Genomic DNA, 23,997 nt, shown 5'->3' on the forward strand with positions numbered 1-23,997 from the left:
TCAGCGCCGCCCTCCCACCGCGTTCCGTCTACTCAGGCGCCGCGCGCTGCGCACCATCAGCCGCGAACGCACCAGCAGCGAGGCCCGCAGCGTCCAGCGCAGCGGCGCTCGCCACCATCCAGGATGCCGGTCGGCCAGGAACATGTAGGTGCTTTTGTGATGCGCGGCCAGGTGGCGTCCCGGGTCGTGGCCGGTGGAGTGGCCCTTGTCGTGCAGCACCTCGGCCGTCGGCACGTAGACGTTCAGCCAGCCCGCCTTGCCCAGCCGGTCCCCGAGGTCGACGTCCTCCATGTACATGAAGTAGCGCTCGTCGAACCCACCGACCTGGCCGAAGGCCGACCGCCGCACCAGCAGGCAGGACCCCGACAGCCAGCCCACCGCCCGCTCGCTGGGCTCCAGCCGCTCCTGGCGGTAGGCCGCCGTCCACGGGTTGCGCTTCCAGAACGGGCCGACCACCGCGTGCATGCTCCCGCGGATCAGGCTGGGCAAGTGCCGCGCCGACGGATACACCGAGCCGTCGGGGTCGCGGATGAGCGGCCCCAGCGCGCCGGCGTGCGGCCAGCGGGTGGCGGCGTCCAGCAGCGCGTCGATGCTGCCCGGGCCCCACTGCACGTCGGGGTTGGCCACGATCAGCCAGTCCCCGTTCTCGTCGTCGTCCAGCCGCGCGACGGCGCGGTTCACCGCGGTCCCGTAGCCGAGGTTGGCGCCGGTTTCGATGAGCCGGACGTTCGGGTAGCGCTCGACGGCCTCCTGCGGGGCGCCGTCGGTCGAGCCGTTGTCGGCCAGCAGCACGCTGACCGGGCGCTCGGTGGCGATCGACAGGGAGGCCAAAAACCTCTCGAGGTGCGGGCCCGGTGAGTAGGTCACCGTCACGACCGGCAGGACGTCAGTCACGCGTCGAGGGTAACGGTCGATCGCCGGCGGACGCGGCCAGCGCCGCGACAAGCGCAGGGCGCCAGGGCCTTAACGGGGTCAGGCCCGCCGCCGCGGACTCGCGGCTGCCCAGCGCGGAATAGGTAGGGCGCGGCGCCGGACGCGGGAAGTCGTCGGTCTTGACGGGCCGCACCCGGTCCGGGTCGGCGCCGGTCTCGGCGAACACCGCGCGGGCCTGCTCGAAGCGCGACACCGCACCCTCGTTGGCGGCGTGCAGGATGGGCCCGGGCACCCGCTCGTCGGCGAACAGCAGCAGCGCGACGACGAGGTCGGCGACGTAGGTCGGCGATCCGACCTGGTCGTCGACGACGTCCACCGGGCCGTCCCCGGCGGCCAGGCGGCGCATGACGGCGACGAAGTCCTTGCCGGTTCCGCCGGTGTAGAGCCAGGCGGTCCTGACCACTACGCCTTCCGACGCCTCCGGCAGCGCCGCCAGCACCTCCTCCTCGCCGGCCAGCTTGGACAGGGCGTACACGCCGCGCGCGTCGGTCTTGTCGCTGGGCTCGTACGGCTGCGCGCCCTCGGGGGCCGGGCCGGTGAACATGTAGTCGGTGGAGACGTGGATGAGCCGGGCGCCGACCTTCGCGCAGGCCCGCGCCAGGTGCCCCGGGCCGGTCGCGTTGACGGCGTAGGCCGCGGCCTCGTCGCTCTCCGCGCCGTCGACGTTGGTGTACGCGGCGCAGTTGACGACGACGTCGCCGGCCCGGATGATCCGTTCCGCCGCGGCGGGGTCGGTGATGTCCCACTGCGACGACGTCAGCGCCAGCACGTCGCGGCCCTGATCGGCGGCCAGCGCCGTCAGAGAAGTGCCCAATTGCCCGCCCCCGCCGCTGATCACAAGCCTTTCCGACATGCGTTGAGTCTGGCATGGCCCAGGCACGCCGCTTTCGGCTACCCGCGAAGCGGCTGTGTCACAAGTAATCTGTTGTGATGCCTGTGCAACGTGTGGTTCGTGTGGTTGCCACTGTGCTGACCGTCGCGGTCGTTTTCGGCACCGGAATCGCCTGGAGCAATGTCCGGTCCTTCGAGGACGGCATCTTCCACATGTCCGCACCGTCGCTGGGCAAGGGCGGCGACGACGGCGCGATCGACATCCTGCTGGTCGGCCTGGACAGCCGCACCGACGCGCACGGCAACGCGCTGTCGGCCGAGGAGCTGGCGACGCTGCGGGCCGGCGACGAGGAGGCCACCAACACCGACACGATCATCCTGGTCCGGATCCCGAACAACGGGACGTCGGCGACCGCGATCTCGATCCCGCGGGACTCCTACGTCGCGGCACCCGGGCTGGGCAAGACGAAGATCAACGGCGTCTACGGCCAGACCCGGGAGGCGAAGCGGGCCAGCCTGGTCAAGGCCGGCGCGTCGGCCGCCGAGGCCGAGGCGCAGGGCACCGAGGCCGGCCGTGAGGCCCTCATCAAGACCGTCGCCGACCTGACCGGGGTGACCGTCGACCACTACGCCGAGATCGGGCTGCTGGGCTTCGCGCTGATCACCGACGCGCTCGGCGGCGTCGAGGTCTGCCTCAAAGAGCCCGTGTACGAACCGCTTTCGGGCGCCGACTTCCCGGCCGGCCGGCAGAAGTTGGACGGCCCGCAGGCGCTGAGCTTCGTCCGCCAGCGCCACGACCTGCCGCGCGGCGACCTGGACCGGGTGGTGCGCCAGCAGGTGGTGATGGCCTCGCTCGCGCACCGGATCATCTCCGGTCACACGCTGTCCAGCCCCGCGACGCTGAAGCGGCTGGAGGCGGCCGTCCAGCGCTCGGTGGTGATCTCCTCGGGTTGGGACGTCATGGATTTCGTCCAGCAGCTGCAAAAGCTGGCCGGCGGCAAGGTCGCCTTCGCCACCATCCCGGTGCTCGACGGGGCCGGCTGGAGCGACGACGGCATGCAGAGCGTGGTCCGGGTGGACCCGCACCAGGTCGCCGACTGGGTGGGCAGCCTGCTGCAAGGCCAGGCGCAGGGCAAGACCGAGGAGCTGGCCTACACGCCGGCCAAGACCACCGTCGACGTGGTCAACGACACCGACATCAACGGGCTGGCCGCGGCCGTGTCGGATGTGTTGAGCACCAAGGGATTCGGCGCCGGAACCGTCGGCAACAACGACGGCGCCCACGTGAAGGGCAGCCAGGTGCGCGCCGCAAAGACCGACGACCTGGGCGCACAACAGGTCGGCAAGGAGCTGGGCGGGTTGCCCATCGTCGCCGACCCGGCGCTGACGGCCGGATCCGTCAAGGTGGTGCTCGCCAACGACTACACCGGCCCGGGCTCCGGCCTCTCCGGTGGCCCCAGCACCCAGGTGCTGCCCGCCCGGGCGTCCAACGCGGGCGCCGCCGGCGGGCCCAACACGCCGCCGCCGTCGCCGATCCTGACCGCCGGCTCCGACAAGCCCGAGTGCATCAACTGAGCACGCTCGCCGGCGCGATCCTGGACCCGATGCTGCGGGCCGACCCGGTCGGCCCCCGCATCACCTACTACGACGACGCGACCGGCGAGCGCATCGAATTGTCCGGGGTGACGCTGGCCAACTGGGCGGCCAAGACCGCCAACCTGTTGCGCGACGAGCTGGGCGCCGGGCCGGCCAGCCGGGTCGCGATCCTGCTGCCCGCGCACTGGCAGACGGCGGCCGTGCTGTTCGGGGTGTGGTGGATTGGCGCCGAGGCGGTGCTCGAACCGGGCGCCGCCGCCGACCTGGCGCTGTGCACCGCCGAGCGGCTGGACGAGGCGGACGCGTCCGTTGCCGGCGGTGAGGTCGCCGTCCTGTCACTGGATCCGTTCGGCCGCCCCGCCCCCGACCTGCCGATCGGCGTCACCGACTACGCCACCGCCGTCCGGGTGCACGGCGACCAGATCGTCCCCGAACGCCAGCCCGGCCCGGCGCTGGCCGGCCGATCGGCCGAAGCAGTCCTGGTCGATTGCGAAAGATCCTCCGCCGCAAGGGGATTGACGTCCAGCGACCGGGTCCTGTCCACCGCCGCCTGGTCCGGCCCCGACGAACTGGTGGATGGGCTGCTGTCGATCCTGGCGGTCGGCGCGTCGCTGGTGCAGGTCGCCAACCCGGATCCCGCGGCGCTGCCACGCCGGATCGAGACGGAAAAGGTCACCCGCGTCCTATCGACAAGTTAGCTTACCCTGAGCTAACTTTACGGGGTTAACTCAGCTCAGGTGGGGGCAGAGGCTTGGCCGACGGGGGCATCGGCATGCGTACGGCTCGTATCGGGGCCGGCGAGGTGCGCGGCCCATGACGGCGCCGATGTGGATCGCCGCACCACCGGAGGTCCATTCGGCGGCACTGAGCAGCGGCCCCGGTCCGGCGTCGTTGCTGGCGGCCGCCGGCGCGTGGAACGCGTTGAGCGCCGAATACGACTCCGTCGCAACGGAACTCGCTGCCATTCTGGCTGACGTGCAGGCGTCGGTGTGGCAGGGTCCGAGCGCGGAGTCGTTCGTGGCGGCACACGTGCCGTACTTGGCGTGGCTGACGCAGGCCGGCACCAACAGCGCGGCGTCGGCAGCTTTGCACGAGACCGCGGCCGCGGCCTACACCGCCGCGCTGGCGGCCATGCCGACGCTGGCCGAGCTCGCCACCAACCACATCGTCCACGGCGTGTTGGTGGCAACGAACTTCTTCGGGCTCAACACCATCCCGATCGCGCTCAACGAGGCGGACTACGTGCGCATGTGGATTCAGGCCGCCACCACGATGAGCGTCTATGACGCGACCTCCAGCGCGGCAGTGGCCTCGACGCCACCCACCGCCCCGGCGCCGGCGGTGGTGAACCCCGTGTCGACGTGGCTCGACTCGGTGACCAGCGCCGTCCAGACCGCCGGGCAACTCGCCCGGGACGCATCGACGCTGAACCTGACCGATCTGCAGTCGGCGCTCTTGAACCTGATCCAGAACTTCAGCATCGCGGCCTTCATCGCGGATCCGGCCGGGTACTCCCAGCAGACCGTCGAATCCTTCGTCGGGCAGTTCCCGCTGCTGTCGGACCTTTACCTCGGGTTCGGCGGCGACCACGTCTTCGAATTCGCCGAGAACCCGGTGGGATTCGTGGAGAACATCGTCAACAAGTTCCTGGCGGATCCGGCGACGGCGCTGAGCAATCCGTTTCTCCTGGTCCTCAGCCCCGACGATTTCGCCTCCATCGGCTACAGCGCGCTTTCCCCGTTCATTCCCTTCGCGGCCGCGCCCGCCGGCGCCGTCGGCGGCTTCGCGGGGCTGGCGCAGGCGACCGGGCCGGCCGACCTTCCCGAACCCGCCGTCGCGCCGGTTTCGGCGCCCATGGCGCACGCGCCCGCCTCGTCGCCGGTCGTCGGGGTGGCCGCGACCGGGGTCGGGTCGGCCGCCGCCCCCGGCACGGCCCCCGCGCCCACGGCAAGCACCGTCGCCAATCCGGCGCCGCCGCCGGCGCCCCCGGCGGCGGGGGTCGCAAGTTTCGCGCCCCCCTACGCGGTGGCGCCGCCCGGGTTCGAAGTCGGTTCGGGGTTCGGCTCCCGCGCGAGCGCCGGCGCCAAAAGGGCGGCGCCGCAATCGGATAGCGCCGCGGCGGTAAGCGCGTCGGCCGTCCGGGAACAGGCGCGGCGGCGCCGGCGCGCGAAGCAAGGCGGGCACGACGACGAGTTCATGGACATGGACGTCGACGTCGATCCGGACTGGGGCGCCTCGGAGGCTTCGGATCGGGGGGCGGGAGCCCTGGGGTTCGCCGGGACGGTGTCGAAGGGCGCTGCTCGCCCGACTGGGCTGACCGCCCTTTCCGGTGACGAGTTCGGCGGAGGTCCGGCCACGCCCATGCTGCCCAACACGTGGGATCCCGATTCATATTGATATCGCAATATTTGGATGTTAACGTCGTGCGAGCATTAACCGACGCGGTGACGACAGGAAGGTGCGGGCGATGGCGGTCTACGGGCTCCTGGCGAAGGCGGCGGGGACGGTGGTCACCGGCCTGGTCGGCGTGACGGCCTACGAGGTGGTGCGCAAGGCCGTGGCCAAGGCGCCGCTGCACGAGACGGCGGTGTCGGCGGCCGAGGTGGGGTTGCGCGGCACCCGCAGGGCCGAGGAGGCCGCCGAGTCGGCGCGCCTCAAGCTGGCCGACGTCATGGCCGAGGCGCGCGAACGCATCGGCGAGGAGGCGCCCACGCCGTCCGTCACCGACGCCCACGACCACTGATCGCCTGACATGGGCCTCGCACTGGTTGTCAACGAGGCGCAACCCGAAGACCCTGCCCTGCAAGTGATTTCGGATGCGGCCGGACGCATTCGGGTTTCGGTCTCCTGGGTGCGCGCCAACTCGCGGCGCGCCGTGGCGGTCGAGGAGGCCGTCGCCAAGGTGGCGGGGGTGCGCGCCGTGCACGCCTACCCGCGCACCGGCTCGGTGGTCGTCTGGTATTCGCCCCGGCGCTGCGACACCACCGCGGTGCTGCGGGAGATCGACGGCGCCGCCCAGGTCGCCGCGGAGCTGATCCCGGCGCGGGCGCCGCATTCGTCGGAGATTCGCAACACCGACGTGCTCCGCATGGTGATCGGCGGCGCGGCCCTGGCGCTGCTCGGCGTGCGCCGATACGTCTTCGCTCGGCCGCCGCTGCTCGGCCCGAGCGGGCGGCTGTTCGCCACCGGCGTCACCGTCTTCACCGGCTACCCCTTCCTGCGCGGCGCGCTCCGCTCGCTGCGCTCCGGCCGGGCCGGCACCGACGCGCTGGTCTCGGCGGCCACCGTGGCGAGCCTGGTGCTGCGCGAGAACGTCGTGGCCCTCACCGTGCTGTGGCTGCTCAACATCGGCGAGTACCTGCAGGACCTCACGCTGCGGCGGACCCGGCGCGCGATCTCGGAGTTGCTGCGCGGCAACCAGGACACCGCGTGGATCCGGTTGCCGGACGGCGAGATTCAGGTGCCCATCGACAGCGTCGAGATCGGCGACGAGGTGGTGGTGCACGACCACGTCGCGATCCCGGTGGACGGCGAGGTGGTCGACGGCGAGGCGATCGTCGACCAGTCGGCGATCACCGGCGAGAACCTGCCCGTTTCCGTCATCGTCGGCGCCCGCGTGCACGCCGGCTCGGTCGTGGTGCGCGGGCGGCTGGTGGTGCGCGCCCACGCGGTCGGCAACCAGACCACCATCGGGCGCATCATCGCCCGGGTCGAAGAGGCGCAGCACGACCGGGCGCCGATCCAGACGGTCGGCGAAAACTTCTCCCGCCGTTTCGTTCCCACCTCGTTCATCGTCTCGGCCGTCACCCTGGCCGTCACCGGCGACGTGCGCCGCGCGATGACGATGCTGCTGATCGCGTGCCCGTGCGCGGTGGGCCTGGCCACCCCGACCGCGATCAGCGCGGCGATCGGCAACGGCGCGCGCCGCGGCATCCTGATCAAGGGCGGTTCCCACCTGGAACAGGCGGGCCAGGTCGACGCGATCGTGTTCGACAAGACCGGAACCTTGACCGTGGGCCGCCCGGTGGTCACCAACATCGTTGCGATGCACAAGGATTGGGAGCCGGAGCAGGTGCTGGCCTACGCGGCCAGCTCGGAGATCCACTCCCGCCATCCGCTGGCCGAGGCGGTGATCCGCTCGACCGAGGAACGCCACATCAGCATCCCGCCGCACGAGGAGTGCGAGGTGCTGGTGGGCATGGGCATGCGGACCTGGGCCGACGGCCGGACCCTGCTGCTGGGCAGCCCGTCGCTGCTGCAGTCCGAAAAGGTCAAGGTGTCCAAGAAGGCCAAGGAGTGGGTCACCAGGCTGCGCCGCCAGGCGGAGACGCCGTTGCTGCTCGCGGTGGACGGCACCCTGGTCGGTCTGATCAGCCTGCGCGACGAGGTGCGGCCCGAGGCGGCCGAGGTGCTGACGAAGTTGCGCGCCAACGGGATTCGCCGGATCGTCATGCTCACCGGCGATCACCCCGAGATCGCCGAGGTGGTGGCCGCCGAGCTCGGGATCGACGAGTGGCGAGCCGAGGTGATGCCCGAGGACAAGCTCGAGGTAGTGCGCGAGCTGCAGGGCGACGGCTTCGTGGTGGGCATGGTCGGCGACGGCATCAACGACGCCCCGGCGCTGGCCGCCGCCGACATCGGGATCGCGATGGGGCTGGCGGGAACCGACGTGGCCGTCGAGACCGCCGACGTGGCCCTGGCCAACGACGACCTGCATCGCCTGCTCGACGTGCGCGACCTGGGCGCCCGCGCCGTCGACGTGATCCGGGAGAACTACGGCATGTCCATCGCGGTCAACGCCGCCGGGCTGATCATCGGCGCCGGCGGCGCGCTCTCCCCCGTGCTGGCCGCGATCCTGCACAACGCGTCGTCGGTCGCGGTGGTGGCCAACAGCTCCCGGCTGATCCGGTACCGCCTGGACTGAACAGCACGCGGGAATACGGCAAACCACGTATCTTCTGCTCAACGCGCCATATCCGAGCATCGGAAACCCGCACGATGACAAGTCTGGACCCCCAATTTCGGTTTCGACGGCTTCGGCTCGGGCTTCTTCAACTCGGCCAGCGGACCGTCCTTCATCAACGGCGAGACCTCGCGCTTCTTCAACTCGGCCACCGGCGGGACCATCGTCAACGGCGACACCTCGGGCTTCTTCAACGTCGGCATCCCGGGCAGCCTGGCCGGCCCCGGCACCAGCGGCCAACTCTCCGGCCTGCTGAACTTCGGCACCGTCGTGTCCGGGATCTTCAGCCTCAGCCGGCTGCTGCCCTAACCGCTCAGCAGCCGCAGTCCCGGCCGCGCCAGGCCCGGACGCCCTGCCAGGCCGCGACCCCGGCGATGCCGAGGCCCACCGCCGGGTCGAGCCACCAACCGCCCGACCACAGCCCGGTCAGCGCGAGGGTCAACAGCACCCCGGCGGCCTGCGCGGCGCACAGGTAGTTCTGCATCCCTTCGGCCTCGGTGGCGCCCGAGTCCAACCGCGCGCCGAGTCGGCGGTTGGCCCGGCCCAGGAGTGGCATGAGCACCAACCCCAAGGCCGTCAACCCGATGCCGATCACGGACATCTCGGCGTGCTGCTCCTCGGTCAGTTCACGCAGGGATTCGGCGGCGATGTACGGCGCGGTGAGCCAAAACGACATCGCGACACCGCGTTGCGCGCGCCGCTCGGCGACCGGCGAAAAGGTGCGCGCGCCGCTGAACCGCCACACCACCATCGCGCTGGCCAGGGCTTCCGACGCCCCGCCCAGCGCCCATCCGGTCAGCGCGATGGACCCGACCGCCAGTCCCTGCCACAAGCCGACCGCGCCCTCGACGAGCACCACGACCAGGCTGACCCAGGCCAACCGGCGCGCCCACGCGGCGGCGCTCCGCCAGCCGGAATCCCCGCTCGCGGCGACGTGGCAGTCGGCGACGACGGCGGGCGAAGTGGTCATTGACGCGAGGCTAGCGACGGCAGGGCGGTGCCGCGAACCCGCACACACCGACGTAACACAACCGTGTCCGGTCTCTTACACACCGGCGGGCGGTCGGCACCGTGGCCTCGTAGTTATTGTGGCTAACGAGTAGCGGGGAGAAGGGACGACATGGCGCGCACCGAGAACGACACCTGGGACCTGGCGACCAGCGTGGGAGCCACCGCGACCATGGTGGCCGCGGGGCGCGCCCGGGCGACCCGGGACGGGCTGATCGACGACCCGTTCGCCGAGCCGCTGGTGCGCGCCGTCGGGATCGACTTCATGACGCGGTGGTCCGCCGGTGACTTGAGCTCCGCCGACGTCGACGAGCCGGGCGCCCCGTGGGGCATGCAGCGGATGACCGACCTGCTAGCCGCCCGCACGCGCCACATCGACGCGTTCTTCGCCGAGGCGGGCGCCGCGGGGATCCGCCAGGTGGTGATCCTGGCCTCCGGGCTGGACGCGCGCGCCTACCGGCTGCCCTGGGCGCCGGGCACGACAGTGTTCGAGATCGACCAGCCCGAGGTGATCGAATTCAAGACCGCCACCCTCGCCCGGCAGGGCGCCGAGCCCACGGCGGAACTGCGGGCCGTCCCGATCGACCTGCGCCATGACTGGCCCTCGGCGCTGCGCCGGGCGGGGTTCGACGCCGCGCGGCCCACCGCCTGGGCCGCCGAAGGACTGCTCGCCTTCCTGCCGCCCGAGGCGCAGGACCGGCTGCTCGACGACGTCACCGCGCTGTCCGCCGACGGCAGCCGGCTGATGGCCGAGGTCTTCAGCAACACCGGCGCCAGCGGTGACGCCCTGAACGCGGCGAGCGAGAAGTGGCGGGCCAACGGCCTGGACATTGCGCTCGGCGACCTGGGCTTCCCCGGCGAGCGCACCGACGCGGCGACCTACCTTGAGCGGCACGGCTGGCGCACGGTCCGCACCCCCCTCAATCGGCTGTTGGCCGACACCGGGTTACCTTTGCAGCGCAGCGAACCGGGTGCGCCGTTTTCCGGCAACTACTACTGCACCGCGGTGCTGGACCGGGCAGCTTAGAGGAAGGCCGCACATGCCAAACAGCAAGCCCGCCAAGCCACTTGACGGGTATCGGGTGCTCGACTTCACGCAGAACATCGCCGGGCCGCTGGCCGGACAGGTGCTGGCCGACCTGGGCGCCGAGGTGATCAAGGTGGAGGCCCCCGGCGGCGAGGCGGCCCGGCAGATCACCGCGGTCCTGCCCGGGCGCCCGCCGCTGCCCACGCTGTTCCTGCCGCACAACCGGGGCAAGAAATCGGTGGCGGTGGACCTCACCGACGACGAGAGCAAGCAGCGGATCCTGCGGCTCGTCGACACCGCCGACGTTGTGCTGGAAGGCTTTCGGCCCGGCGTCATGGAGCGGATGGGCCTGGGGCCCGACGAGCTGCGGGCCCGCAACCCGAAGCTGATCTACGCGCGGCTGTCCGCCTACGGCGGCAACGGGCCGCAGGGCAACCGGCCGGGCGTCGACCTGATGGTCGCCGCCGAATCGGGCATGACCACCGGGATGCCCACCCCCACCGGCAAGCCGCAGATCATCCCCTTCCAGCTCGTCGACGCCGCCAGCGGTCACGTGCTGGCCCAGGCGGTGCTGGCCGCGCTGCTCAACCGCGAGCGGCACGGGGTCGCCGACGTCGTGCGCGTCGCGATGTACGACGTCGCGGTCAACCTGCAGGCCAGCCAGCTCACCATCCACCTCAACAAGCCGAGCGAGCCGAAACCGGACGCGGAGCCGAAACCCAAGAAGCGCAAGGGAGTTGGCTTCGCCACGCAGCCGTCGGACGCATTCAAGGCCGCCGACGGCTACCTGGTGATCAGCGCGTACGTGCCCAAGCACTGGGCGAAGCTGTGCGAGATCATCGGCCGCCCCGAGCTGCTGACCGACGAGCGGTTCATCGACCAGCGTGCGCGGGCGCTGAACTACCCGGAGCTGACCGAGGAATTGGAGTCGGCGCTGGCGGCCAAGACCGCGGCCGAATGGGTTCAGCTACTGCAGGAGGGCGGCTTGATGGCCTGCCACGCCTACACCTGGAAGCAGGTGGTCGGCACCCCGCTGTTCGCCGAGAACGAGCTCGCCCTGCGGGTCGGCAGCGGCGAGGACGCGATCACGGTCGTCCGCATGCCGGCGCGCTATTCGAGCTTCGAGGCGGCGGCCACCGATCCGCCGCCCGCGCCCGGGCAGCACAACGAGGAGTTCCTCACCGGTTAGACGCCGGGGAGGCGCACCACCTGGACGAAGAACTCGTCGATCTGCCGCACGGCGCTCATGAACTGGTCGAGGTCGACCGGCTTGGTGACGTAGGCGTTGGCGTGCAGTTGGTAGCTGCGCAGGATGTCCTCCTCCGCCGAGGAGGTGGTGAGCACGACGACGGGGATGCGGGCCAGGTCCGGGTCGGACTTGACCTTCTCCAGCAGCTGTCGGCCGTCGTATTTCGGCAGGTTCAGGTCGAGCAGGATGAGGTCCGGTCGCGGCGCGTCCGCGTATGGGCCGCGCCGGTAGAGGAAGTCCAGTCCCTCCTCCCCGTCGTGGGCGACGTGCAGGTTGTTCTTGAGCTTGTTGTGCTCGAACGCTTCTCGCGTGATCAGCTCGTCGCCCGGATCGTCCTCGACGAGCAGAATCTCGATCGCTCTACCGGCCGATGTCGCTGACGTCACGGTGGTCTCCTTCGGTGGCGATGGGCAGGGTGAACTGAAGCCGGGTTCCGTCGGTGTAGGTCGTGTCGACCCAGATGGTGCCGCCGTGCTGCTCGACGATCTTCTTGCACAGCGCCAGGCCGACGCCGGTGCCGGAGTACACCTCCCGGCCGTGCAGCCGCTGAAAAATGACGAAGACCTTCTCGGAAAATTCCTCGGCGATGCCAATCCCGTTGTCCGACACTGACAACAGCCACTCGCCGGCGCGCCGTTCGCAGTCGACGACGACGCGGGGGCGGCGGTCCTTGTGCCGGAACTTCACCGCGTTGCCGATCAGGTTCTGCCACAGCATGGTCAGCAGCGTGGGATCGCCGATGATCCGCGGCAGCGGCTGCGGGGGCCGCACGATTTCGGCGTCCGTCTCCTCGATGGCGGCGGCGAGGTTGGCCACGCCGGCGTCCAGCACCGTGCCGAGGTCGACCTCGGTTTCCATGGTGGCCAGGCGACCCACGCGGGAGAACGTGAGCAGGTCGTTGATCAGCACCTGCATGCGCTTGGCCCCGTCGACGGCGAACCCGATGTATTCGAGTCCACGCTCGTCGAGCTGGTCGCCGTAACGCTTTTCGAGCAGCTGACAGAACGAGGCGACCTTGCGCAGCGGTTCCTGCAGATCATGGGACGCGACGTAGGCGAACTGCTCGAGTTCGGCGTTCGAACGCCGCAATTCGAGGGCCTGCTCGTCCAAAAGCGTACGGGCCGAATGGGATACCTCGAGCTCCTCGACGAGGCGCTCCCGCATGTTCTCCACGTCGATCGCCATGTTGCGAATGTCCTTAGGGCGCCGCGGCGCCGAGATGGTCTCGCCGAAGTCTCCCCGCGTGATCCGCCGGCAGGCCGCGGCCAGCACCGCGATCGGGCGGGTGACCGCGTCCCGCACCAGGATCCCCAGCGCGGCCGCCGTGCCGAAGAACAAGAGGACCATTGCGACGAGCACCCGGTCCCGCCAGGTGTCGGTGCGTTTGAGATCGTCGGCCGCCTGGTTGCGCGCCGCGGTCAGGTTCGCGTTCTGCCTGTCGAAAAGGGCACGCAGGTGGTCGAATTGGGCCTTGCCGCGTTCGGCCGCGGGCCGGCTCGTGACGTTGCGGGCGTCGGGGGCCACGCTCGCGATCGCGGGCTCGGCGTAGTTGGTGCGCCAGTTGGCGGCCGCCCGCTCGATCGCGTCGAGGTCGGCGAGCAGGTCCGGGCGCTCGGGCAACCGTCGCCGGATGTCCTCGGCCGCTTCGCGTTCGGTGTGCTGCCCGTCGTAGTAGGGCGTGAGGAACTGGCGATCGGCCGCGATCAGGTAGCCGCGCACGCCGGTTTCCTGGTCGCGCAGCGCCGACTGCAGCTGATAGGCCGCCACCCGCGACGGCTGGATTCCGTCGACCAACCCGCGCAGCATGTGATCGGAGCGCTGCAGCAGCACGGCCCCGACCACCGCGTCGGCGAGCACCATAACGCCCATGGTGGACAGGACCAGGAACTGCCAGCCGCGCACGGTCAGCTGCGTCAGGCGCGGCACTCGCAGGGTGGGGCTCACGTCGTCGTCCGCTCGACGCGCACCACCGCGATGTCGTCGCTGAGCCCGCCGCGCGGGCGGGCGAGTTCCTCGGCGCCGTCGATGAGGGCGTCGACGAACGCCGGGCCGGGCAGCCGCGCATGCTTGCGGGCCAGCGTGAGCAGGCCGTCCTCGCCCAGGCGCCGGTTGCCGTCCCCGGAATACCCCTCGAAGAGCCCGTCGGTCAGCAGCAGCAGTCCCTGTCCCAAATGCAGGCGCAGCTCGTGCCGCGGCCAATGGTCGCCGCCCAGGCCCAGCGCCAGACCGCCCGGCGGCTCCACCCATTCGACGTCCTCGCCGTCGTGCAGCAGCATCCCCGGGTGGCCGGCCCGCACGGCGGTGACGCCGGTGCCGTCGGGGTGGATCTCCAGGCTGAGCACCGTCGCGAAGATTCCCCGCCCGGTGCGCTCGGACTGCAGCACCCGCTCGAGCTTCGGCATCAGCTCGACGCCGTGCACGCCGGCGAAGGTGAGCGCGCGGAACGCGATGCGCAGGGCCGCCCCCAGCGCCGCCTCGTCCGGCCCGTGCCCGGCGACGTCGCCGATCAGGACGTGCAGGACGCGGTCTTGTGTCTGGACGACGTCGTAGAAGTCCCCGCACAACAGCGCGTCCTCGCGGCTCGGCCGGTACCGCGCGACGATGTCGACGCCGGGCTCGTCGAGCAGCAGCGGCGACGGCAGCAGGCCGCGCTCCAGCAGCGCGTTCTCCCGGGCCCGAAGCCGGGTCGCGTGCAGGTCGGCGGCGATGAGCTCGGCCCGTTTGCGTTCGATCGCATAGAGCAGCGCGCGCCGCAGCATCTCGGGTTCGACCCGCCCCTTGACGAGGTAGTCCTGCGCGCCCGCCGCGACCGCGGAGGCCCCGAAGTATTCGTCGTTCAACCCGGTCAGCACGACGATCGGAACCGTGGCGTCGCGCCGGGCGATGCGGCCCAGCGCGTCGATCCCGCTGGCGTCGGGCAGGTTCAGGTCCAGCAGCACGCAGTCGGGCCGCGCCGACGCGATCTCCTCTTCGGCCTGCGCGATCGACCGCGCCCAGGTCAACCGGATGTCGGCGACGGCGTCGGCGATCAGCTCTTCCACGAGCAGCGCGTCCGCGCGGTCGTCCTCGACCAACAGCAGCGACAGTGACTGCCACTGCGCGGGCGGCGTGGAAGCAGAGCGCACGGCCATCAAGCCCCGGTCACCCATGGAAGCCCACGGGACGCCATGTTATGCATCGGACGCTCCCCTGGCCGCGACAAGACGCGGAAAAGACGCGGAAAAGACGCGGAAAGACACTGCGCTGGATGACGGTCGGAGTGGATGGCCGGTGCCTGTTTACCGACGCTCGGGCCGGACTTACCGGCCCATCTCGTTGCCGTCGGAGATCCTATTCGGTGCGCCGACGCGTTCCCCAACGGAGTCCCGCATTCAGCGCAGCAGCGCCCGCGACATCACCACGCGCTGAATCTGGTTGGTGCCCTCGTAGATCTGGGTGATCTTGGCGTCGCGCATCATCCGCTCGACCGGGAAGTCGGTGGTGTAGCCGGCGCCGCCGAACAACTGCACCGCGTCGGTGGTGACCTCCATCGCGACGTCGGAGGCGAAGCACTTGGACGCCGCGGAGATGAAGCCGAGATCCGATTCGCCGCGCTCGGCGCGGGCCGCCGCCTGGTACACCAGCATCCGCGCGGCCTCGACCTTCATCGCCATGTCGGCCAGCATGAACTGGACGGCCTGGAAGCTGCTGATCGACTCGCCGAACTGCTTGCGGTCCTTGGTGTAGGCGATCGCGGCGTCCAGTGCGCCCTGGGCGATGCCGACCGCCTGGGCGCCGATGGTGGGACGGGTGTGGTCCAGCGTGGCCAGCGCGGTCTTGAAGCCGGTGCCCGGCTCACCGATGATCCGGTCGCCCGGGATGCGGCAGTTCTCGAAGTACAGCTCGGTGGTCGGCGAGCCCTTGATGCCCAGCTTCTTCTCCTTGGGACCGACGGTGAAGCCCTCGTCGTCGATGTGCACGATGAACGACGAGATGCCGTTGGCGCCCTTGTCCGGGTCGGTCACCGCCATCACCGTGTACCAGGTCGACTTGCCGCCGTTGGTGATCCAGGCCTTGGCGCCGTTGAGGATCCAGTCGTCGCCGTCGGCCTTGGCGCGGGTGCGCATCGACGCCGCGTCGCTGCCGGCCTCGCGCTCGGACAGCGCGTAGGAGGCCAGCGCGCCGCCCTCCGCGAGCGTGGGCAGCACCTGCTTCTTCAGCTCCTCCGAGCCGCGCAGGATCAGGCCCATGGTGCCCAGCTTGTTCACCGCCGGGATCAACGACGCGGACGCGTCCACCCGCGCCACCTCTTCGATCACGATGCACGCCGCGACCGAGTCCGCGCCCTGCCCGCCGTACTCCTCCGGCACGTGCACGGCGTTGAAGCCCGACCCGTTCAGCGCGTCCAGCGCCTCCTGCGGGAACCGCGCGTTCTCGTCGACGTCGGCCGCGTGGGGCGCGATCTCCTTTTCCGCCAGCGCGCGGATCGCGGCCCGCAGCTCCCGGTGTTCCTCGGGCAGTTGGAACAGGTCGAACGACGGGTTTCCGGCCCATCCAGCCATGGTCGGCCTCCTTGCACTCGCTAAGCTACTCGCCGGTAACTTTACCGTGGCGCTGTTGCAGCGCCGAATCCTTGGCACGCACGCTCTCGGCCAGCTGGTTCTGAAACGCGACGATCCGCGCCCGCAGCGCCGCGTCGGACGCGGCCAGGATGCGCACGGCGAGCAGGCCCGCGTTGCGGGCGCCGCCGATGGAGACCGTGGCGACCGGAACGCCGGCCGGCATCTGCACGATCGACAGCAGCGAGTCCAGGCCGTCGAGGCGGGCCAGCGGCACCGGCACCCCGATCACCGGCAGCGGCGTGGCGGAGGCGACCATCCCGGGCAGGTGCGCGGCTCCGCCGGCGCCGGCGATGATCACCTCTAGGCCGCGGTCGGCCGCGGTGCGGGCGTAGTCGAACATCGCCTGCGGCGTGCGGTGCGCCGAGACCACCCGGACCTCGGCCGGGACGTCGAACTCGGCCAGCGCCTCGGCGGCGTCGGCCATCACCGACCAGTCGCTGTCGCTGCCCATGATGACCCCTACCCGAGGTGCGTCACCCATGTGGATCCCATCCGTCCGTCCACTGCCCGTGTGACAACCAGTGTGCCGCCAGCTCGGCGCGTTCACGCAGTTGGACCAGGCCCGCCGGGTCCGCGCCCAGGAAATTGACGTGCCCGATCTTGCGGCCGGGCCGTTCCTCCTTGCCGTACAGGTGAACCCGGGCGCCGGGCATCCGCGCGAACAGGTGGTGCAGCCGCTCGTCCATGCTGATCGCCGGGAGCTGCGGGGCACCCAGCACGTTGGCCATCACGATCACCGGTGCGATGGCGTCGGTGTCGCCGAGGGGATAGTCCAGCACCGCGCGCAGGTGCTGCTCGAACTGGCTGGTGCGCGCCCCGTCCATGGTCCAGTGCCCGGAGTTGTGCGGCCGCATCGCGAGCTCGTTGACCAGCAGCGCGCCATCGGTCGTCTCGAACAGCTCGACCGCCAGCACGCCGACGACACCGAGCTCGGCGGCCAACCGCAACGCCAGCCGCTGGGCCCCGGCGGCCACGCCCTCGTCCAGGTCCGGCGCGGGCGCGATCACCTGCACGCAGATCCCGTCGCGCTGCACCGTCTCGACCACCGGCCACGCCGCGCCCTGGCCGAACGGGGAGCGAGCCACCAGCGCCGACAGTTCGCGGCGCAGGTTCACCTGCTCCTCTGCCATCACGGGCACGCCGTCGGCCAGGAAGCTGGCGGCGATTTCGCGGGCGTGCAGGGGGTCGCGGGCCATCCGGACCCCGCGCCCGTCGTAGCCGCCGCGGACCGCCTTGACGACGACGGGGCCGCCCACCCGCGCGGCGAACTCCTCGAGCTCGTCCAGGTTGCCGATGCCGGCATAGCGCGGCACCGGCGCGCCGAGGGCCTCCAACCGCCGCCGCATCACCAGCTTGTCCTGGGCGTGCACCAAGGCGTGCGGCGGCGGCGCCACGTTGACGCCCTCGGCGACCAGCTTCTCCAGCAGCTCGGTCGGGACGTGCTCGTGGTCGAACGTCAGCACGTCGGCCCCGGCCGCGACCCGGCGCAGGTCCTCAAGCTCGGTGTGCGAGCCGATCACCACGTCGGGGCTGACCTGCGCGGCGGATTCGCCGGGGGCGGTGGCCAGCACCCGCAGCGTCTGCCCCAGCGCGATCGCGGACTGGTGGGTCATGCGGGCGAGTTGACCGCCGCCGACCATCGCCACGACGGGGGCGGCCTTGGGTGAGCGCTTGTTCGGCACGGCCATCATCGTGTCACGGTCCGCGGCGAAACAGATTTTGCGTCGTTTTTGCGTCCGTCCGTACACTGACGTGTTGTGTCCTTCGCCGATGCCGTAATTTCGCGCCTGCCCGAGGCCGTTCAGCCTCATTTGCTGCGCCATCACGAGCTGATCAAATTCGCGATCGTCGGCGGCACCACGTTCATCATCGACTCGGCGATCTTCTACACCCTCAAGCTGACGATCCTCGAACCCAAGCCGGTGACGGCCAAGGTGATCGCGGGCATCGTCGCGGTCATCGCCTCCTACGTCCTGAACCGGGAGTGGAGCTTCCGCGACCGCGGCGGCCGCGAGCGCCACCACGAGGCGTTCTTGTTCTTCGCCTTCAGCGGCGTGGGGGTGCTGCTTTCCATGGCGCCGCTGTGGTTCTCGCACTACGTGCTGCAGCTCCGAGTGCCCGAGGTGTCGCTGACGCTGGAGAACATCACCGACTTCATCTCGGCCTACATCATCGGCAACCTGCTGCAGATGGCGTTCCGCTTCTGGGCGTTCCGCCGCTGGGTGTTCCCCGACGAGTTCGCCCGCAACCCGGACAAGGCGATCGAATCCGCCCTTACCGCAGGCGGTTTCGCCGAGGTCCTGGAGGACGCGTACGAGGGCGGCTTGGAGAAGAGCAACGTCACCCTGCTGCGGTCGTGGCGGAAAAAGGCGAGCCGGTTCGGTCAGCTCGGCGACTCCTCCGAACCCAGGGTGTCGAAGACTTCGTGATACAGCAGCGCGTGCACTTCGCGCAGCCGCGGAATGTTGTAGAACTCCAACGGATCTTGTGACGCCGACTCGATGATCAGCGTTCCGGTGCGAAACATGCGCTCGGTCAAGCGGTCCCGGAACTCCACGCTGTTGATGCGGGCCAGCGGGATGTCGATCCCGCTGCGGGTGAGGACCCCGTGCCGGAACATCACCCGGCGGTTGGTGACGACGAAATGTGTGGTCAGCCAGCCCAGGAACGGCCACAGTGTAAGCCAGCCGACGATCACCAGCCAGACGCCCCAGATGACGCCGTAGATGATGTTCTTGGCGAGCTGCTCCCAGTGCGTCGAGTTGAGGTAGCCGGAACCGAACGCGGCCAGCGCGGTCGCCAGCACGAGCACCACGACGGGCCAGATCAACCGCTTCCAGTGCGGGTGGCGGTGCAGGACGACCTGTTCGCCGGCGGCCAGGGCGTTGTCCGGATAGCTCACGTGAGCGAAGCTACCGCTGCTCGCGCAGATGCACCACGTCACCGGCCGAAACAACGACGGTTTCGCCGCCGGCCTCCAGACACAGCCGGCCCTGGTCGTCGACGGCGGTCGCGGTGCCCACGACCTCCTTGTCGCCCGGCAGCACGGCGCGCACCCGGCGCCCGATGGTCAGGCTGCGCGCCCGGTAGTCGGCGGCCAGCGCCCAGTCGGCGCCCCGCGCGGCCCGCCAGGCCACGATCCGCCTGCCCAGTTCGGTCAGCACCGCGCCGACAAGCCGGCCGCGGTCGGGCTCGGCGACGCCGAGGTCGAACAGCGATGTGGCGCCGGGCCCGTCGACCTCCTCGGGGGCCTGAGTCACGTTGAGCCCCAAGCCGATCACCACGACCGGGCGGGACACCTCAGCGAGGATGCCGGCCAGCTTGCCCGGCGAGTCCGGCGGCCCGGCCAGCACATCGTTGGGCCACTTGAGGCCCGCCCGCACCCCCGTGACGGCCTGCACCGCGTCGACGATCGCCACCCCGGTGGCAAGCGACAGCCAGCCCCAGCCCTCGGTCGGCACGTCGACGACGCTGACGCCCACCGACATCGTGATCTGGGCCCGCGGGCTGGCCGTCCAGCCGCGCCCGTGCCGCCCGCGCCCCGCCGTCTGGTGCTCGGCGATCAGCACCGCCCCGGCGACGTCGTCGCCGGCCGCGGCCCGCGCCAGCAGGTCGGCGTTGGTGGAGCCGGTCTGTTCCACCACGTCGAGCCGGCGCCAGCCCAGACCGGTGCCGATCAGCTCGGCGCGCAGCGCGGCCTGATCCAGCGGTTGCCGAAGCGAATCGCGGTCCGTCACTCCACCCAGCCTAAGCACCGGCGCGGGGCCTGCCGATACCATCGAGTCCCATGACAAGCGTTACCGACCACACCGCCGAGCCCGCCTCCGAGCACACCATCGACATCCACACCACCGCGGGAAAGCTGGCCGAGCTGCACAAGCGGCGGGAGGAGTCGCTGCACCCGGTCGGCGAAGAGGCCGTCGAGAAGGTGCACGCCAAGGGCAAGCTGACCGCCCGCGAGCGCATCCTGGCCCTGCTCGACGAGGACTCGTTCGTCGAACTCGACGCCCTGGCCAAGCACCGCAGCACCAACTTCGGCCTGGACAAGAACCGCCCGCTCGGCGACGGCGTGATCACCGGCTACGGCACGATCGACGGCCGCGACGTGTGCATCTTCAGCCAGGACGCCACCGTGTTCGGCGGCAGCCTCGGCGAGGTGTACGGCGAGAAGATCGTCAAGGTACAGGAGCTGGCGATCAAGACCGGCCGCCCGCTCATCGGCATCAACGACGGCGCCGGCGCGCGCATCCAGGAGGGCGTCGTCTCGCTGGGCCTGTACAGCCGGATCTTCCGCAACAACATCATCGCGTCCGGGGTCATCCCGCAGATCTCGCTGATCATGGGCGCGGCCGCCGGCGGCCACGTCTACTCCCCCGCCCTGACCGACTTCGTGGTCATGGTCGACCAGACCAGCCAGATGTTCATCACCGGCCCCGACGTCATCAAGACCGTCACCGGCGAGGACGTCACCATGGAGGAGCTGGGCGGCGCCCACACCCACATGGCCAAGTCGGGCACGCTGCACTACGTCGCCTCCGGCGAGCAGGACGCCTTCGACTGGGTCCGCGACCTGCTGAGCTACCTGCCGCCGAACAACGCCACCGACCCGCCCCGCTACGCCGAGCCCGCCCCGGCGGGCCCCATCGAGGAGAACCTCACCGAGGAGGACCTCGAGCTGGACACCCTGATCCCGGACTCGCCCAACCAGCCCTACGACATGCACGAGGTGATCACCCGGATCCTCGACGACGACGAGTTCCTGGAGATCCAGGGCGGTTACGCGCAGAACATCGTCGTCGGGTTCGGCCGCATCGACGGGCGCCCGGTCGGGATCGTGGCCAACCAGCCCACCCAGTTCGCCGGCTGCCTGGACATCAACGCCTCGGAGAAGGCGGCCCGCTTCGTGCGGACCTGCGACTGCTTCAACATCCCGATCGTCATGCTGGTCGACGTCCCGGGCTTCCTGCCGGGCACCGGCCAGGAGTACAACGGCATCATCCGGCGCGGGGCCAAGCTGCTGTTCGCCTACGGCGAGGCGACGGTGCCCAAGATCACGGTCATCACCCGCAAGGCCTACGGCGGCGCCTACTGCGTCATGGGCTCCAAGGACATGGGCTGCGACGTCAACCTGGCCTGGCCGACGGCGCAGATCGCGGTGATGGGTGCCTCCGGCGCGGTCGGCTTCGTGTACCGCCAGCAGCTGGCCGAGGCCGCCAAGAAGGGCGAGGACGTCGACACGCTGCGGCTGCAGCTGCAGCAGGAGTACGAGGACACGCTGGTCAACCCGTACGTCGCGGCCGAGCGCGGATACGTCGACGCGGTGATCCCGCCGTCATACACCCGTGGCTACATCGCCACGGCGCTGCGCCTGCTGGAACGCAAGATCAGCCACCTGCCGCCGAAGAAGCACGGGAACATTCCGCTGTGAGTCGAGCGAGCGGAGCGAACGCAGTGAGCGACGGGAGTGAGGCGAACAATTGGGCACAGTGACGGGGCACGAGCCGCACATCCAGGTGCTCAAGGGCAACCCCACCGACGCGGAGCTGGCGGCGCTGGTGGCCGTGCTCGGCGGCGTCGGCGCCGCCTCCCCCGAACCCACCCAGCCGGAGAGCACCCGCTGGGGGCTCCCGGTCGACCGGCTACGCTACGCGATGTCGAACTACCAGCGGCTGACCCTGCAGCAGATGACGCACATGCGCCATTGACCCGGCTGGTGCTGGGGTCGGCCTCGCCCGGCCGCCTCAACGTGCTGCGCCAGGCCGGCCTCGAACCGCTGGTCGTGGTGTCCGGCGTCGACGAGGACCGCATCGCCTCGGGCCTGGCGCCCGACGCCTCTCCCGACGAGGTGGTCTGCGCGCTGGCCGCGGCCAAGGCCGACGACGTCGCGGGCCCGCTCGACGCCGACACCGCGGCGGATTGCGTTGTGCTGGGCTGTGATTCGATGCTGGCCATCGACGGCCGGCTGTGCGGCAAGCCCGGATCGGCCGATGCCGCCGTGGACCAGTGGCGGCTGATGGGCGGCCGGTCGGGCCGCCTGCACACCGGGCACTGCCTGCTGCGGCTGCGCGACGGCGCCCCCACCCATCGCGAGGTCCAATCCGCTTGCACCACAGTGCATTTCGCCGAGCCGACCGAGGCGGATCTGCGGGCGTACGTCGCCAGCGGCGAACCGCTGCGGGTGGCGGGGGGCTTCACCCTGGACGGGCTGGGCGGCTGGTTCGTCGACGGGATCGAGGGCGATCCGTCCAACGTGATCGGCGTGAGCCTGCCGCTGCTGCGCGCCCTGCTACAGCGGGCCGGGCTGTCCGTGGCCGCGCTGTGGTCCGACAAGACCCGCGAGACTTAATCCTGCGCGACCCGCCTCGGCGAGTCGTGTGCGTCGTGTAAGTGTCGCGGGAGGCGAGCGTCGCGGCGGCGGTCGCGGGCCCGGCGGTAGGCTCGAAGTTGTGTCATTACCCCCCGATCCTCACCCGTCCCTGACCGAATACGCCCACCCCGAACGACTGGTCACCGCCGACTGGCTGTCCGCCAACATGGGCGCCCCCGGCCTGGCGATCGTCGAGTCTGACGAGGACGTGTTGCTCTACGACGTCGGCCACATCCCCGGCGCGGTCAAGATCGACTGGCACACCGACCTCAACGACCCGCGGGTCCGCGACTACATCAACGGCGAGCAGTTCGCCGAGCTGATGGATCGCAAGGGCATCGCCCGCGACGACACGGTCGTGATCTACGGCGACAAGAGCAACTGGTGGGCGGCCTACGCGCTGTGGGTCTTCACACTGTTCGGCCACCCCGACGTGCGCCTGCTCAACGGCGGGCGCGACCTGTGGCTGGCCGAGCGCCGCGACACCACCCTGGACGTCCCGACCGCGACGTCGAGCGGCTATCCCGTCGTGCAGCGCAACGACGCCCCCATCCGGGCGTACAAGGACGACGTGCTGGCCATCCTCGGATCCCAGCCGCTGATCGACGTGCGCTCGCCGGACGAGTACACCGGCAAGCGCACCCACATGCCCGACTACCCCGAGGAGGGGGCGCTGCGGGCCGGGCACATCCCCACCGCCGTGTCGATCCCGTGGGGCAAGGCGGTCGACGAGAGCGGCCGCTTCCGCCCCCGCGCGGAGCTCGAGGAGCTCTACGGGTTCCTTTCGCCCGACGACAAGACCGTCGTCTACTGCCGCATCGGCGAGCGGTCCAGCCACACCTGGTTCGTGCTCACCCACCTGCTGGGCAAGCCCGGGGTCCGCAACTACGACGGCTCCTGGACCGAGTGGGGCAACACCGTGCGGGTGCCGATCGTCGCGGGCGAGCAGCCGGGAGCCGTTCCGGTCTGATGAGCATGCCCGCCCCCCTGGCCGAGGTGGTGTCCGACTTCGCCGAAGTCCAGGGCCAGGACAAGCTGACGCTGCTGCTGGAGTTCGCCAACGACCTTCCCGCGCTGCCGGCCGACCTCGAAGAGGCGGCGATGGAGCCGGTGCCCGAGTGCCAGTCGCCGCTGTTCCTGCACGTCGACGCCAGCGACCGCGACCGGGTGCGGCTGCACTTCAGCGCGCCCGCCGAGGCGCCCACCACCCGGGGGTTCGCGTCGATCCTGGCCGCCGGCCTGGACGAGCAACCCGCGGCCGACATCCTCGCGGTGCCCGAGGACTTCTACACCGAGCTGGGCCTGGCCGCTCTGATCAGCCCGCTGCGGCTGCGCGGCATGTCGGCGATGCTGGCCCGCATCAAGCGGCGATTGCGCGAGACGGCCTGATCAGGAACGGATTTGGACACCGGGTGTCAGTCC

Annotated in this window: 25 protein-coding genes; 13 read left to right on the forward strand and 12 right to left on the reverse strand. The window is 70.6% G+C overall.

Features of this window, described 5'->3' with window-relative positions; all coding sequences use genetic code 11:
* Positions 1–894 (reverse strand): glycosyltransferase family 2 protein, encoded by an 894-nt coding sequence (locus tag A9X00_RS27585; protein ID WP_067161018.1) that lies wholly within the window; start codon positions 892–894, stop codon positions 1–3.
* Positions 887–1,786, reverse strand: a complete 900-nt coding sequence (rfbD, locus tag A9X00_RS27590) for a dTDP-4-dehydrorhamnose reductase (protein WP_067161021.1) — start codon at positions 1,784–1,786, stop codon at positions 887–889. The genes A9X00_RS27585 and rfbD overlap by 8 nt, the downstream gene beginning before the upstream one ends.
* Before the next feature lie 74 nt (positions 1,787–1,860).
* Here rfbD and A9X00_RS27595 point away from each other — a divergent pair, with 74 nt between their 5' ends.
* The 5 genes from A9X00_RS27595 to ctpC all read left to right on the forward strand — a co-directional run bounded on the left by A9X00_RS27595 (position 1,861) and on the right by ctpC (position 8,284).
* Complete coding sequence (locus tag A9X00_RS27595) at positions 1,861–3,339, forward strand: LCP family protein (RefSeq protein ID WP_369830798.1); 1,479 nt, start codon at positions 1,861–1,863, stop codon at positions 3,337–3,339.
* Entirely contained in the window at positions 3,327–4,058 is a 732-nt protein-coding gene (locus A9X00_RS27600; RefSeq protein WP_197515291.1) for a TIGR03089 family protein, read from the forward strand. Before A9X00_RS27595 ends, A9X00_RS27600 begins: the two co-directional genes overlap by 13 nt.
* Positions 4,059–4,173: 115 nt before the next feature.
* Positions 4,174–5,757 carry a PPE family protein gene (locus A9X00_RS27605; protein WP_067161027.1) on the forward strand — a complete coding sequence of 528 codons (1,584 nt, stop codon included), beginning with the start codon at positions 4,174–4,176 and terminating at the stop codon, positions 5,755–5,757.
* Between the two features lie 70 nt (positions 5,758–5,827).
* Positions 5,828–6,103 (forward strand): DUF1490 family protein, encoded by a 276-nt coding sequence (locus tag A9X00_RS27610; RefSeq protein WP_067161029.1) that lies wholly within the window; start codon positions 5,828–5,830, stop codon positions 6,101–6,103.
* A gap of 9 nt (positions 6,104–6,112) precedes the next feature.
* Positions 6,113–8,284 (forward strand): manganese-exporting P-type ATPase CtpC, encoded by a 2,172-nt coding sequence (ctpC, locus tag A9X00_RS27615; RefSeq protein ID WP_067161032.1) that lies wholly within the window; start codon positions 6,113–6,115, stop codon positions 8,282–8,284.
* A 38-nt stretch (positions 8,285–8,322) separates the two neighbouring features.
* On the opposite strand, the gene A9X00_RS27620 is transcribed toward ctpC, so the two are convergent.
* Positions 8,323–8,526: a hypothetical protein gene (locus tag A9X00_RS27620; protein ID WP_067161035.1), complete on the reverse strand. Its 204-nt coding sequence runs from the start codon at positions 8,524–8,526 to the stop codon at positions 8,323–8,325.
* Positions 8,527–8,636: 110 nt separating this feature from the next.
* Entirely contained in the window at positions 8,637–9,293 is a 657-nt protein-coding gene (locus A9X00_RS27625) for a cation transporter (protein ID WP_067161037.1), read from the reverse strand.
* Between the two features lie 150 nt (positions 9,294–9,443).
* Between A9X00_RS27625 and A9X00_RS27630 the strand changes: the two genes are divergently transcribed.
* Together A9X00_RS27630 and A9X00_RS27635 are read left to right on the forward strand one after the other, a co-directional pair.
* A complete protein-coding gene (locus A9X00_RS27630; protein ID WP_067161040.1) occupies positions 9,444–10,358 on the forward strand; it encodes a class I SAM-dependent methyltransferase in 915 nt (304 codons plus the stop codon).
* A gap of 13 nt (positions 10,359–10,371) precedes the next feature.
* On the forward strand, positions 10,372–11,547 hold the full coding sequence (locus tag A9X00_RS27635) for a CoA transferase (RefSeq protein WP_067161043.1): 1,176 nt from the start codon (positions 10,372–10,374) through the stop codon (positions 11,545–11,547).
* Here A9X00_RS27635 and A9X00_RS27640 read toward each other — a convergent pair.
* The 6 genes from A9X00_RS27640 to A9X00_RS27665 form a co-directional block, all read right to left on the reverse strand.
* Complete coding sequence (locus A9X00_RS27640; protein ID WP_067161046.1) at positions 11,544–11,993, reverse strand: response regulator; 450 nt, start codon at positions 11,991–11,993, stop codon at positions 11,544–11,546. The two genes, A9X00_RS27635 and A9X00_RS27640, sit on opposite strands and share 4 nt — an antisense overlap.
* A complete protein-coding gene (locus A9X00_RS27645) occupies positions 11,968–13,476 on the reverse strand; it encodes a CHASE3 domain-containing protein (protein ID WP_082975566.1) in 1,509 nt (502 codons plus the stop codon). The genes A9X00_RS27640 and A9X00_RS27645 overlap by 26 nt, the downstream gene beginning before the upstream one ends.
* 71 nt (positions 13,477–13,547) lie before the next feature.
* Positions 13,548–14,738 carry a PP2C family protein-serine/threonine phosphatase gene (locus tag A9X00_RS27650; protein ID WP_067161139.1) on the reverse strand — a complete coding sequence of 397 codons (1,191 nt, stop codon included), beginning with the start codon at positions 14,736–14,738 and terminating at the stop codon, positions 13,548–13,550.
* A gap of 240 nt (positions 14,739–14,978) precedes the next feature.
* Positions 14,979–16,148 carry an acyl-CoA dehydrogenase gene (locus tag A9X00_RS27655; protein WP_067161053.1) on the reverse strand — a complete coding sequence of 390 codons (1,170 nt, stop codon included), beginning with the start codon at positions 16,146–16,148 and terminating at the stop codon, positions 14,979–14,981.
* Between the two features lie 25 nt (positions 16,149–16,173).
* Entirely contained in the window at positions 16,174–16,689 is a 516-nt protein-coding gene (gene purE, locus A9X00_RS27660; protein ID WP_067161056.1) for a 5-(carboxyamino)imidazole ribonucleotide mutase, read from the reverse strand.
* A complete protein-coding gene (locus tag A9X00_RS27665; RefSeq protein WP_082975567.1) occupies positions 16,682–17,899 on the reverse strand; it encodes a 5-(carboxyamino)imidazole ribonucleotide synthase in 1,218 nt (405 codons plus the stop codon). The genes purE and A9X00_RS27665 overlap by 8 nt, the downstream gene beginning before the upstream one ends.
* Before the next feature lie 66 nt (positions 17,900–17,965).
* Between A9X00_RS27665 and A9X00_RS27670 the strand changes: the two genes are divergently transcribed.
* Positions 17,966–18,637, forward strand: coding sequence for a GtrA family protein (locus tag A9X00_RS27670; protein WP_067161059.1), 672 nt, complete (start codon positions 17,966–17,968; stop codon positions 18,635–18,637).
* Here A9X00_RS27670 and A9X00_RS27675 read toward each other — a convergent pair.
* Together A9X00_RS27675 and A9X00_RS27680 are read right to left on the reverse strand one after the other, a co-directional pair.
* Positions 18,592–19,110 carry a PH domain-containing protein gene (locus A9X00_RS27675; RefSeq protein ID WP_067161062.1) on the reverse strand — a complete coding sequence of 173 codons (519 nt, stop codon included), beginning with the start codon at positions 19,108–19,110 and terminating at the stop codon, positions 18,592–18,594. The genes A9X00_RS27670 and A9X00_RS27675 overlap by 46 nt on opposite strands.
* Positions 19,111–19,120: 10 nt before the next feature.
* Positions 19,121–19,945: a biotin--[acetyl-CoA-carboxylase] ligase gene (locus A9X00_RS27680; protein WP_067161065.1), complete on the reverse strand. Its 825-nt coding sequence runs from the start codon at positions 19,943–19,945 to the stop codon at positions 19,121–19,123.
* 50 nt (positions 19,946–19,995) lie between these two features.
* Here A9X00_RS27680 and A9X00_RS27685 point away from each other — a divergent pair, with 50 nt between their 5' ends.
* The 5 genes from A9X00_RS27685 (at position 19,996) to A9X00_RS27705 (ending at position 23,964) form a co-directional block, all read left to right on the forward strand.
* Positions 19,996–21,636 carry an acyl-CoA carboxylase subunit beta gene (locus tag A9X00_RS27685; RefSeq protein ID WP_067161068.1) on the forward strand — a complete coding sequence of 547 codons (1,641 nt, stop codon included), beginning with the start codon at positions 19,996–19,998 and terminating at the stop codon, positions 21,634–21,636.
* Positions 21,637–21,685: 49 nt separating this feature from the next.
* The gene (locus tag A9X00_RS27690; RefSeq protein ID WP_232006960.1) at positions 21,686–21,913 is read left to right on the forward strand and encodes an acyl-CoA carboxylase subunit epsilon; all 228 of its coding nucleotides are present in this window, start codon (positions 21,686–21,688) and stop codon (positions 21,911–21,913) included.
* Entirely contained in the window at positions 21,910–22,554 is a 645-nt protein-coding gene (locus A9X00_RS27695; protein WP_067161075.1) for a nucleoside triphosphate pyrophosphatase, read from the forward strand. The genes A9X00_RS27690 and A9X00_RS27695 overlap by 4 nt, the downstream gene beginning before the upstream one ends.
* A gap of 100 nt (positions 22,555–22,654) precedes the next feature.
* A complete protein-coding gene (locus tag A9X00_RS27700; protein WP_067161078.1) occupies positions 22,655–23,545 on the forward strand; it encodes a sulfurtransferase in 891 nt (296 codons plus the stop codon).
* Entirely contained in the window at positions 23,545–23,964 is a 420-nt protein-coding gene (locus tag A9X00_RS27705) for a SufE family protein (RefSeq protein ID WP_067161081.1), read from the forward strand. The genes A9X00_RS27700 and A9X00_RS27705 overlap by 1 nt, the downstream gene beginning before the upstream one ends.
* The last annotated feature ends 33 nt before the right edge of the window (positions 23,965–23,997 follow it).

Origin of the sequence: Mycobacterium sp. 1245805.9 (assembly GCF_001672915.1) — a bacterium.
GTDB lineage: Bacteria > Actinomycetota > Actinomycetes > Mycobacteriales > Mycobacteriaceae > Mycobacterium.

Coding starts and splice junctions, on each gene's coding strand:
- rfbD (WP_067161021.1), bottom strand. CDS start 1,786: ATGTCGGAAAGGCTTGTGATCAGCGGCGGGGGCGGGCAATTGGGCACT.
- A9X00_RS27605 (WP_067161027.1), top strand. CDS start 4,174: ATGACGGCGCCGATGTGGATCGCCGCACCACCGGAGGTCCATTCGGCG.
- A9X00_RS27610 (WP_067161029.1), top strand. CDS start 5,828: ATGGCGGTCTACGGGCTCCTGGCGAAGGCGGCGGGGACGGTGGTCACC.
- ctpC (WP_067161032.1), top strand. CDS start 6,113: ATGGGCCTCGCACTGGTTGTCAACGAGGCGCAACCCGAAGACCCTGCC.
- A9X00_RS27620 (WP_067161035.1), bottom strand. CDS start 8,526: ATGCCGACGTTGAAGAAGCCCGAGGTGTCGCCGTTGACGATGGTCCCG.
- A9X00_RS27625 (WP_067161037.1), bottom strand. CDS start 9,293: ATGACCACTTCGCCCGCCGTCGTCGCCGACTGCCACGTCGCCGCGAGC.
- A9X00_RS27630 (WP_067161040.1), top strand. CDS start 9,444: ATGGCGCGCACCGAGAACGACACCTGGGACCTGGCGACCAGCGTGGGA.
- A9X00_RS27635 (WP_067161043.1), top strand. CDS start 10,372: ATGCCAAACAGCAAGCCCGCCAAGCCACTTGACGGGTATCGGGTGCTC.
- A9X00_RS27645 (WP_082975566.1), bottom strand. CDS start 13,476: ATGGGCGTTATGGTGCTCGCCGACGCGGTGGTCGGGGCCGTGCTGCTG.
- A9X00_RS27650 (WP_067161139.1), bottom strand. CDS start 14,738: ATGGCCGTGCGCTCTGCTTCCACGCCGCCCGCGCAGTGGCAGTCACTG.
- A9X00_RS27655 (WP_067161053.1), bottom strand. CDS start 16,148: ATGGCTGGATGGGCCGGAAACCCGTCGTTCGACCTGTTCCAACTGCCC.
- purE (WP_067161056.1), bottom strand. CDS start 16,689: ATGGGTGACGCACCTCGGGTAGGGGTCATCATGGGCAGCGACAGCGAC.
- A9X00_RS27665 (WP_082975567.1), bottom strand. CDS start 17,899: ATGATGGCCGTGCCGAACAAGCGCTCACCCAAGGCCGCCCCCGTCGTG.
- A9X00_RS27685 (WP_067161068.1), top strand. CDS start 19,996: ATGACAAGCGTTACCGACCACACCGCCGAGCCCGCCTCCGAGCACACC.
- A9X00_RS27705 (WP_067161081.1), top strand. CDS start 23,545: ATGAGCATGCCCGCCCCCCTGGCCGAGGTGGTGTCCGACTTCGCCGAA.